A 9168-nucleotide genomic window follows, 5' to 3' on the forward strand; every position below is an offset into this window, starting at 1 on the left:
GCGAGGGAGTAGCTGGGTGTCTGAGCAGAACTTTGACATTGTGGTGCTCGGCGGTGGGAGTGGAGGCTACGCAGCGGCGCTGCGTGCGGCCGAGCTCGGTTTCACCGTCGGCATGATCGAGAAGGACAAGGTCGGCGGCACCTGCCTGCACCGCGGCTGTGTTCCGACCAAGGCGCTGCTGCACGCGGCCGAGGTGGCCGACTACTCGCGCGAGTCCGCCAAGTACGGCATCGTCACCCAGTTCCAGGGCGTCGACATCAATGGCGTCACCGAGTACCGCCAGGGGATCGTGGCGAAGAAGTACAAGGGTCTGCAGGGCCTGGTGAAGGCCCGCGGCATCACGGTCATCGAGGGTGAGGGACGTCTCGTCTCCCCCACCACCGTGCAGGTCGGCGAGGACACCATCGTCGGTAAGAACGTCATCCTGGCCACCGGCTCCTACTCGCGCTCGCTCCCGGGCCTCGAGATCGGCGGCCGCGTGATCACCAGCGAGCAGGCGCTCGAACTGGACTTCGTCCCGAAGAAGGTCGCCGTCCTCGGCGGCGGCGTGATCGGCGTCGAGTTCGCCAGCGTCTGGAAGTCCTTCGGGGCCGAGGTCACCATCATCGAGGCGCTGCCGCACCTGGTCCCGAACGAGGACGAGTCGATCAGCAAGTCTCTCGAGCGCGCGTTCCGCCGCCGCGGGATCGACTACAAGCTCGGCGTCCGCTTCTCCGGTGTCACTCAGAACGAGAACGGCGTCGTCGTCTCGCTCGAGAACGGCGAGACCGTCGAGGCCGAGCTGCTGCTCGTGGCCGTCGGGCGCGGCCCGCTCACTCAGGGGCTCGGCTTCGAGGAGGTCGGCGTCACGATGGACCGCGGCTTCGTCATCACCGACGAGCGCCTGCACACCAACCTCCCGGGCGTGTACGCGGTCGGCGACATCGTCCCCGGCCTGCAGCTCGCGCACCGCGGTTTCCAGCAGGGCATCTTCGTCGCCGAGGAGATCGCAGGGCTCAACCCCGTCGTCATTCCGGACGTGAACATCCCCAAGGTGACCTACAGCGACCCGGAGGTCGCCTCGATCGGCCTCACCGAGGCGAAGGCGGCCGAGAAGTACGGCGCGGACAGCGTCACCAGCTACGACTACAGCCTCGCGGGCAACGCCAAGAGCGAGATCATCGGCACCAACGGCAGCGTGAAGGTCGTCCGCCTGAACGACGGCCCCGTGCTCGGCGTGCACATGATCGGCGCGCGCGTCGGCGAGCTGATCGGCGAGGCCCAGCTGGCGGTGAACTGGGAGGCGTACCCGGAGGACATCGCTCCGCTGGTGCACGCGCACCCGACACAGAACGAGTCGCTGGGTGAGGCGTTCCTCTACCTCGCGGGCAAGCCGCTGCACACCCTCTAGTCCGACCGCCGCGTTGGCGGCAATAAGCTACTGAACGATCAGGTTTTGAAGGAGAGAAGCTCATGAGCGAATCCGTCAGCCTCCCGGCACTCGGCGAGAGTGTCACGGAAGGCACGGTCACCCGCTGGCTGAAGAACGTTGGCGACCGTGTCGAGGTGGACGAGCCCCTGCTCGAAGTCTCGACCGACAAGGTCGACACCGAGATCCCGTCCCCCGTCGCGGGCGTCGTCGAGGCGATCCTGGTGCAGGAGGACGAGACGGTCGAGGTGGGCACCCCGCTCGTGACCATCGGCGACGGCTCCGGCTCGGGCGCCCCGGAGGCTGCTGCCCCCGAGGCCGCCGCCCCGGCCGCCGAGGCCGCTCCGGCCGAGGCCGCCGCTCCGGCGCAGGAGGCCCCGGCTCCGGCCCAGGAGGCTCCGGCCGCTGCCCCGGCTCCGGCCCAGGAGGCTCCGGCCGCCGCTCCGGCTCCGGCCCAGGAGGCTCCGGCCGCCGCTCCGGCCCCGGCCCAGGAGGCCCCGGCCGCCGCCCCGGCTCCGGCGCAGGCCGCTCCGGCCCCTGCTCAGGAGGCGCCCGCCCCGGCCCCCGCCGCTCCGGCTCAGCCCGCGGCCCCCGCTGCCGCTCCGGCCCCTGCCGCTGCTCCGGCTCCCGCCGCCGCTCCCGCCCCTGCCGCCGCCCCGGCTCCCGCCGCGGGTGGTGCGCACGCCGGCAACGCCGGGTACGTCACCCCGATCGTCCGCAAGCTCGCCAACGAGCAGGGCGTCGACCTGTCCACCGTCACCGGGACCGGTGTCGGCGGGCGGATCCGCAAGGAGGACATCCTCAGCGCCGCGGCTCCCGCGGCCGCACCGGCTGCCGCCCCCGCGGCCGCTCCGGTCGCCGAGGTCTCGCCGCTGCGCGGCACGACCCAGCCGATGTCCCGCCTGCGCAAGGTCGTGGCCGAGCGCGCCGTGGTGTCGATGCAGTCGACCGCTCAGCTCACCTCGGTCGTCGAGGTGGACGTCACCAAGGTCGCCGCTCTCCGCGACCGGGTGAAGGGCGACTTCCAGGCCAAGACCGGCGTCAAGCTCTCCTTCCTGCCGTTCTTCGCCCTGGCCGCCGCCGAGGCGCTGAAGACCTACCCCGTGATCAACGCCACGGTCGACGGTGACAACATCGTCTACCCGGACCACGAGAACATGTCGATCGCCGTCGACACCGAGCGCGGCCTGCTGACCCCGGTCATCCGCAACGCGTCCGACCTCGACCTCGCCGGCCTCGCCACGGAGATCGCCGACCTCGCCGGCCGCACGCGCGACAACCGCCTGAAGCCGGACGAGCTCGCCGGCGGCACGTTCACGCTGACCAACACCGGTTCGCGCGGCGCGCTGTTCGACACCCCGGTCGTCTTCCTCCCGCAGGTCGCCATCCTGGGCACCGGCATCGTGACGAAGAAGCCGGTCGTGATCTCGGCCGACGGCACCGACTCGATCGCCATCCGCTCGACCGTGTACCTCGCCCTGTCGTACGACCACCGGATCGTCGACGGCGCGGACGCGGCGCGCTTCCTCGTCGCGGTCAAGAACCGCCTCGAGGGCGGCGACTTCGAGGGCAACCTCGGCATCTGATCCCCTCGGCGTCGACACCGACACCACCGGAACGGCCCTGCTCCCCCTGGAGCGGGGCCGTTCCGCGTCATCCCGGCGACACGGAGCCGCCCCCGCCCGGCACGACGACGAGTACGAGCACCACCACCGCCACGGGCACGCCCGCGACGATCAGCAAGACCGGCCGCGCCCGCAGCCAGCCGCCCACGCGCTGCGCGAGGGCCGCCACCGGCCGCCCGTCGAGCGCCTCCAGGCCCGCAGCCAGTACCCGTCCGGCCCGGCCGCGCTCGGCGGACGGCACCGACTGCAGGGGCCCCACGCGCACTGACCGCGCCGGCGTAGGCCTGCCCTGCGCAGACTTCGCCCGCACAGACCCCGCCCGCACCGCGCCCGCCCGCACAGACCCCGCCCGCCTCGACGCCGGGGACGCGCGCGGCGCGCCGGCCGCCGTCGCGGGTAGAGCGGGCACCGACGCCGCCGCGCCCACCGATGACACCGAATCCACCCCATCCGGCACACCCCGCGGTAGCCGAACCGCGGTCGGAGCGGCCGCCCGGAGCACGGCGACGATGACCTCCTCCCAACCACCGCCGACGAGAGCGTCCCTGACGGCGGCGTGCAGCGTCTGCCGTTCGCGGCCCGCTGGCCCGCCGACGGCGCCGCAGACGGCCGCGGCGAAGGTGCGGTAGGCGGCCCGGTCGGCATCCGCCAAGGCGGCTGTCCAGGGTCGCACGGTGTCCATCCTCGCCAGCACCGGACAGCCGTCCGCCCGGAACGCGACCGTCTCCGTGCTCACCGCCACCCCGGCCCAGCCGAACGCGTGCAGGTGGGCTATCGCTCTGGCCGTGGCGAGCAGGATCGTCGCGGCCTCGCCCGCGCCGAAGGTCGCTCGCGCGGCGAGCAGCGTGTTCAGCGTTCCTCCCTGCGCCTGCGGCAGCAGCACCGACGACACCGGGCGCCCGCGCAGGGTGCGGACACGCGGCGGCCCGAGCGCGACGGGCACGTACTCGGACGCGGCCTCCTCGCGCGCTCGGCACTCCTCGGCGAGCGGCCGGCCGACGGCCGCCTCGTCGCGCAGCCGGAGGATCGCGGGCTCGGCCAGCTCGTCGCCGACGACCAGGACGCTGTGCTCGCCCGGCCGGTCCCGCGGGAGCGAGCCCTCCGGCGCGGGCAGCACCGTCACGCGCTCGGCGGCGGCCGCCGCGCGCACGTGTCGCGGCCAGTCCGGTGGTGGGGTGCGGGTTCGGCGTCCTGGGCTCATGCCTCCATCGAACCGTGGCGGACAGCGGCCGTGGAGACGCGTCCGAAATCTGTGGACGGTGCCGCGCGAGCGGCAACTGTGCAGGAGCATTCGTGTTTTTAGACTCAGTCCACATAGGATGCCGACATGATCACCTACGACGTGACGGGCCTCGGCCCCAGCACCGTTCCGTACGACGTGGCCCTCCGACGGCAGCGTGCGATCCACGCCGACGTCGTCGCCGGTCGGGCGGGCGACACCGTCCTGCTCCTGGAGCACGACTCGGTCTACACTGCGGGCAAACGCACGGCGGACGATGAGCGCCCGACCGACGGGACGCCCGTGATCGACGTCGATCGCGGCGGCAAGATCACCTGGCACGGGCCGGGGCAGCTGGTCGGCTACCCGCTGCTGCGACTGGCGGAGCCCATCGACGTCGTCGGCTACGTGCGCAGGCTGGAGTCGGTGCTGATCGAGGTGCTCGCTGAGCTCGGCGTGGCCGGCGAGCGCGTCGAGGGGCGCTCCGGGGTGTGGGTGCGCGACGACGGGGCGCCGGACGAGAAGATCGCGGCGATCGGCATCCGCGTGGCGGAGGGCGTGACGATGCACGGTTTCGCCCTCAACTGCTCCAACAGCATCGAGCCGTACGAGCACATCGTCGCGTGCGGCATCCGCGACGCCGGCGTGACCACGATCTCCCGCGCGCTCTCCCGCTCGGTCACGCCGGCCGAGGTCGCGCCGCTGGTCCGGGCCGCGTTCGACCGCGAGTTCGCCCGGGTCACCGCCGCGTCTCAGCCCACCGCGGCCCAGCCCGCCACCGCGTCCCAGCTCACCGCCACCACCGCGGGAGCCGCCGCGTGAGCGCCGCGCCCGAGGGCCGCCGGATGCTGCGCCTGGAGGTCCGCAACGCGCAGACCCCCATCGAGCGCAAGCCAGAGTGGATCAAGACGCGCGCCAAGATGGGACCGGAGTACCGCCAGCTGCACGGCCTCGTGAAGTCCGAGGAGCTGCACACGGTCTGCCAGGAGGCCGGCTGCCCGAACATCTACGAGTGCTGGGAGGACAGGGAGGCGACCTTCCTGATCGGAGGATCGCAGTGCACCCGGCGCTGCGACTTCTGCCAGATCGACACCGGCAAGCCGGCCGACTTCGACAGGGACGAGCCGCGCCGGGTCGCGGAGTCCGTGGCGCGGATGGGCCTGCGCTACTCCACGGTCACCGGCGTCGCCCGCGACGACCTGGCCGACGAGGGCTCCTGGCTGTACGCGGAGACCATCCGCGAGATCCACCGGCAGAGCCCGGGGACGGGCGTGGAGATCCTGGTCCCGGATTTCTCGGGCAACCCGGACCACCTGGGCGAGGTGTTCTCGGCGCGGCCGGAGGTGTTCGCGCACAACGTCGAGACGGTCCCGCGCATCTTCAAGCGCATCCGGCCCGCGTTCCGGTACGAGCGCTCGCTGGACGTGCTGACCCAGGGCAGGGCGGCCGGGCTCATCACGAAGTCCAACCTGATCCTCGGGATGGGCGAGGAGCGCGCCGAGGTCTCCCAGGCGCTGCACGACCTGCACGACGCCGGCACCGACATCATCACGATCACGCAGTACCTGCGACCGAGCCCCCGGCACCTGCCGGTCGCGCGCTGGGTGCACCCCGACGAGTTCGTGGAGCTCAAGGCCGAGGCGGAGGCGATCGGCTTCCTCGGCGTGCTCGCCGGCCCGCTGGTGCGCTCGTCCTACCGCGCGGGCCGGCTGTGGGCGCAGTCGATGCACGCGAAGGGGCGCGAGATCCCGGCCCAGCTGCGGCCGCTCGCCGACGCGTCGCTCGGCTTCGCGCAGGCCGTCTCCTGACCTGCTCTGCCGCCCGCGAACACGTCCTCCCGCGGGCGGCCGAGCCGGTATCCTTATGTCTATGGCACGCAAGGACAAGTCCACCAAGGAGCCCGGCCGTCTGAAGCAGATGTGGCAGGTCTTCCAGATGACCCGTCGGTACGACGACCGCGCGGTCCTCTACATCGTCCTGGGACTCGCCCTTCCGATCGTGGTGGGCATCCTGCTCGCGGTGTTCCTCTCCGGCGGCAACGTCTTCACGATGGTGCTCTGGATCGTCGCCGGCATTCTCGCCGGTGTCCTCGCCGCCCTGATCATCCTCGGCCGTCGCGCCGAGCGTGCCGCGTACTCGCAGATCGAGGGCCAGCCGGGCGCCGTGGGCGCTGTGCTCCGCAGCTCGCTCAAGCGCAGCTGGCGCGGCTCGGAGATGCCGGTCGCCGTCAACGGCAAGACGCAGGACGCGGTCTACCGTGCCACCGGCCGCGGCGGCGTCGTGCTCATCAGCGAGGGCCCGAAGACCCGCACGCAGCGGATGGTCGACGAGGAGCGCCGCAAGGTCACCCGCGTGCTGCCGAACGTGCCCGTCACCACGATCTCGGTCGGCCCGGACGCCGACTCGGTCCCGCTGCACAAGGTGCCGCGCACGCTCGCCAAGATCAAGCCGACCCTCACCAAGGCCGAGGTGCTCGCGATCAGCAACCGTCTCCAGTCGCTGGAGAACGCGATGCCGATTCCGAAGGGCATCGACCCGATGAAGGTCCGCGCGCAGCGCGCCCGCTGAGTCCGGCACATCTCCGGCCGCCGAGCGGCGGTTCAGACTGTGCGCGTCCAGCGGTAGTGGATGTCCGGCTCATGCTCCTCGTTCGCTGAGCCGTCGCTGACGGCCACGATCGTGAAGCCGTTGCGCTCGTAGAACCGGCGCGCCCCCGTATTCCGCTGGAAGGTGCGCAGGTTCAGCTCCCCCGGGCTCACGACCTTCGCCTCCGCGAGCAGGCGCGTCCCGATCCCCCGGCCGTGAGCGGCGGGATGCACGTACAGGTGCTCGAGCGCGTCGCCGTCCAGCGCGCAGAACCCGAGCACCGTGCACCCCTCGACCGCCACCGACACAGCGCATCCGGGGAGGACGGCGCCCGCGATCCAGGACCGTGTCTCCGCCTCGGTGTGCACCACGGGCAGGTACGTCATCCCCGCTCTGGCTGCGAGGAAGACGTCGGCGACGGCGTCGCTGTCCGCCGGGGAGGCGGGACGCAGCAGGACGGGCATCAGCCGCGGATGAGGACGGTCCCGGCGACCTTGTCGTGGAAGCCGCGCTGGTCGGAGTCCCAGACCAGCGCCGGGATCACGATGCACAGCAGCACGGTGCGCACGATCGGTCGCCAGACGCCGACCCAGCCGCCGCGGATCGCGACCACGCGCATCCCGAAGATGCGGTGCCCGATGCTGCCGCCGATGGTCGGGATGAACAGGATCTGCATCAGGGCGAAGATGCCGATGTTCGCCCACGGGTCGTAGTGGAAGAACGCGAACGAGATCAGGGACGCGATCGCCCAGTCGACGACGATCGCGCCGATGCGCCTGCCCGCCCGTCCCACCGACCGCGGGCCGGCCTCCGGGAGCCCGAGACGCTCCCCGGGGTAGCGGCTGGGCGCGATGTCGCGAGGGCGCTGCGAGGGGTTCTGGGGCACCCGACCGAGTTTACCCGGGGCGCGTATGCGTAACACGCCGGAAACATTTGCGTCACGGGAGGGAAACGGCCTCCCCGTACGGTGGGTGTCGGGCTGCACGCGCAGTCCGGTCATCGCACAGCCATTGGGAGTCCTAACGTATGTTCCGCGATTCTTCCGAGGTGCTCAAGTTCATCAAGGACACGGACGTCAAGTTCCTTGATATCCGCTTCACCGATCTGCCCGGTGTTCAGCAGCACTTCAACATCCCCGCAGCGAGTGTCGACGAGGAGTTCTTCTCCGTCGGCCAGCTCTTCGACGGCTCGTCCATCCGCGGCTTCGCGTCGATCCACGAGTCGGACATGCAGCTGATCCCGGATGTCTCGACCGCCTACATCGACCCGTTCCGCGTGGAGCGGACGCTGATCATGGTGTTCGACATCTACAACCCGCGCAACGGCGAGATCTACGCGAAGGACCCGCGTCAGGTCGCCAAGAAGGCCGAGAAGTATCTCGCCTCCACCGGCATCGCCGACACCGCCTACTTCGCCCCCGAGGCCGAGTTCTACATCTTCGACGACGTCCGGTACGAAGTGAACCAGCACTCCTCCTTCTACTCGGTGGACTCCGAGGAGGGCGCCTGGAACACCGGTCGCGCCGAGGACGGCGGCAACCTGGGCAACAAGACCCCCTACAAGGGCGGCTACTTCCCGGTCAGCCCGGTCGACAAGCAGGCCGACCTGCGCGACGACATCTCGCTGAAGCTGATCGACGCCGGCCTCATCCTGGAGCGTGCGCACCACGAAGTGGGCACCGGCGGCCAGGCCGAGATCAACTACCGCTTCGACACGATGGTGCACGCGGCGGACGACATCCTGAAGTTCAAGTACATCGTCAAGAACACGGCGGAGCAGTGGGGCAAGACCGCCACGTTCATGCCGAAGCCGCTGTTCGGCGACAACGGCTCGGGCATGCACACCCACCAGTCGCTGTGGAACGACGGCAAGCCGCTGTTCTACGACGAGTCCGGCTACGGCGGCCTCTCCGACATCGCGCGCTGGTACATCGGCGGCCTGCTCAAGCACGCCCCGGCCGTCCTGGCGTTCACGAACCCGACGGTGAACTCGTTCCACCGCCTGGTGCCCGGCTTCGAGGCCCCGGTCAACCTGGTCTACTCGGCCGGCAACCGCTCGGCGTCCATCCGCATCCCGATCACGGGCACCAACCCGAAGGCCAAGCGCATCGAGTTCCGCGCGCCCGACGCCTCCGGCAACCCGTACCTCGCGTTCGCCGCCCAGCTGATGGCGGGCCTCGACGGCATCAAGAACCGCATCGAGCCGCACGAGCCGGTCGACAAGGACCTCTACGAGCTGCCGCCCGAGGAGGCCAAGAACATCCCCCAGGTGCCGGCGTCCCTCGGCGAGGCGCTCGACGCGCTCGAGGCCGACCACGACTTCCTCACCGC

At 71.1% G+C, this 9168-nt stretch carries 9 protein-coding genes; 6 read left to right on the forward strand and 3 right to left on the reverse strand.

The genetic code is table 11. The features are described from left to right. The first annotated feature begins 16 nt into the window (after positions 1-16). Together lpdA and sucB are read left to right on the forward strand one after the other, a co-directional pair. On the forward strand, positions 17-1390 hold the full coding sequence (lpdA, locus tag ACTHMF_RS11335) for a dihydrolipoyl dehydrogenase (protein ID WP_440317629.1): 1374 nt from the start codon (positions 17-19) through the stop codon (positions 1388-1390). Positions 1391-1452: 62 nt separating this feature from the next. Beyond that, on the forward strand, positions 1453-2994 hold the full coding sequence (gene sucB, locus ACTHMF_RS11340) for a 2-oxoglutarate dehydrogenase, E2 component, dihydrolipoamide succinyltransferase (RefSeq protein WP_440317631.1): 1542 nt from the start codon (positions 1453-1455) through the stop codon (positions 2992-2994). 67 nt (positions 2995-3061) lie between these two features. Here the strand turns inward: sucB and ACTHMF_RS11345 are convergent, their stop codons facing one another. Further along, complete coding sequence (locus ACTHMF_RS11345) at positions 3062-4183, reverse strand: hypothetical protein (RefSeq protein ID WP_440317633.1); 1122 nt, start codon at positions 4181-4183, stop codon at positions 3062-3064. Positions 4184-4360: 177 nt separating this feature from the next. Here ACTHMF_RS11345 and lipB point away from each other — a divergent pair, with 177 nt between their 5' ends. The 3 genes from lipB to ACTHMF_RS11360 all read left to right on the forward strand — a co-directional run bounded on the left by lipB (position 4361) and on the right by ACTHMF_RS11360 (position 6820). Next, a complete protein-coding gene (gene lipB / locus ACTHMF_RS11350) occupies positions 4361-5074 on the forward strand; it encodes a lipoyl(octanoyl) transferase LipB (RefSeq protein WP_440317635.1) in 714 nt (237 codons plus the stop codon). After that, entirely contained in the window at positions 5071-6060 is a 990-nt protein-coding gene (gene lipA, locus ACTHMF_RS11355) for a lipoyl synthase (RefSeq protein WP_314149198.1), read from the forward strand. The genes lipB and lipA overlap by 4 nt, the downstream gene beginning before the upstream one ends. A gap of 61 nt (positions 6061-6121) precedes the next feature. Then, entirely contained in the window at positions 6122-6820 is a 699-nt protein-coding gene (locus ACTHMF_RS11360) for a DUF4191 domain-containing protein (RefSeq protein ID WP_440317637.1), read from the forward strand. 32 nt (positions 6821-6852) lie between these two features. Here ACTHMF_RS11360 and ACTHMF_RS11365 read toward each other — a convergent pair whose 3' ends face one another. Together ACTHMF_RS11365 and ACTHMF_RS11370 are read right to left on the reverse strand one after the other, a co-directional pair. Continuing rightward, complete coding sequence (locus ACTHMF_RS11365) at positions 6853-7302, reverse strand: N-acetyltransferase family protein (RefSeq protein ID WP_440317639.1); 450 nt, start codon at positions 7300-7302, stop codon at positions 6853-6855. Beyond that, entirely contained in the window at positions 7302-7724 is a 423-nt protein-coding gene (locus ACTHMF_RS11370) for an RDD family protein (protein WP_314149195.1), read from the reverse strand. Before ACTHMF_RS11370 ends, ACTHMF_RS11365 begins: the two co-directional genes overlap by 1 nt. A 140-nt stretch (positions 7725-7864) precedes the next feature. Here ACTHMF_RS11370 and glnA point away from each other — a divergent pair. Beyond that, positions 7865-9168 (forward strand): type I glutamate--ammonia ligase (gene glnA, locus ACTHMF_RS11375; RefSeq protein ID WP_440317641.1); only part of this gene is annotated, 1304 nt, incomplete at its 3' end.

This window comes from Leifsonia sp., from assembly GCF_051955155.1.
Taxonomy (GTDB): Bacteria; Actinomycetota; Actinomycetes; order Actinomycetales; family Microbacteriaceae; genus Leifsonia.

Excerpts from the sequence above, each read along its gene's own strand:
- ACTHMF_RS11360 (WP_440317637.1), top strand. The coding sequence starts at position 6,122 with ATGGCACGCAAGGACAAGTCCACCAAGGAGCCCGGCCGTCTGAAGCAG.
- sucB (WP_440317631.1), top strand. The coding sequence starts at position 1,453 with ATGAGCGAATCCGTCAGCCTCCCGGCACTCGGCGAGAGTGTCACGGAA.
- lipB (WP_440317635.1), top strand. The coding sequence starts at position 4,361 with ATGATCACCTACGACGTGACGGGCCTCGGCCCCAGCACCGTTCCGTAC.
- ACTHMF_RS11365 (WP_440317639.1), bottom strand. The coding sequence starts at position 7,302 with ATGCCCGTCCTGCTGCGTCCCGCCTCCCCGGCGGACAGCGACGCCGTC.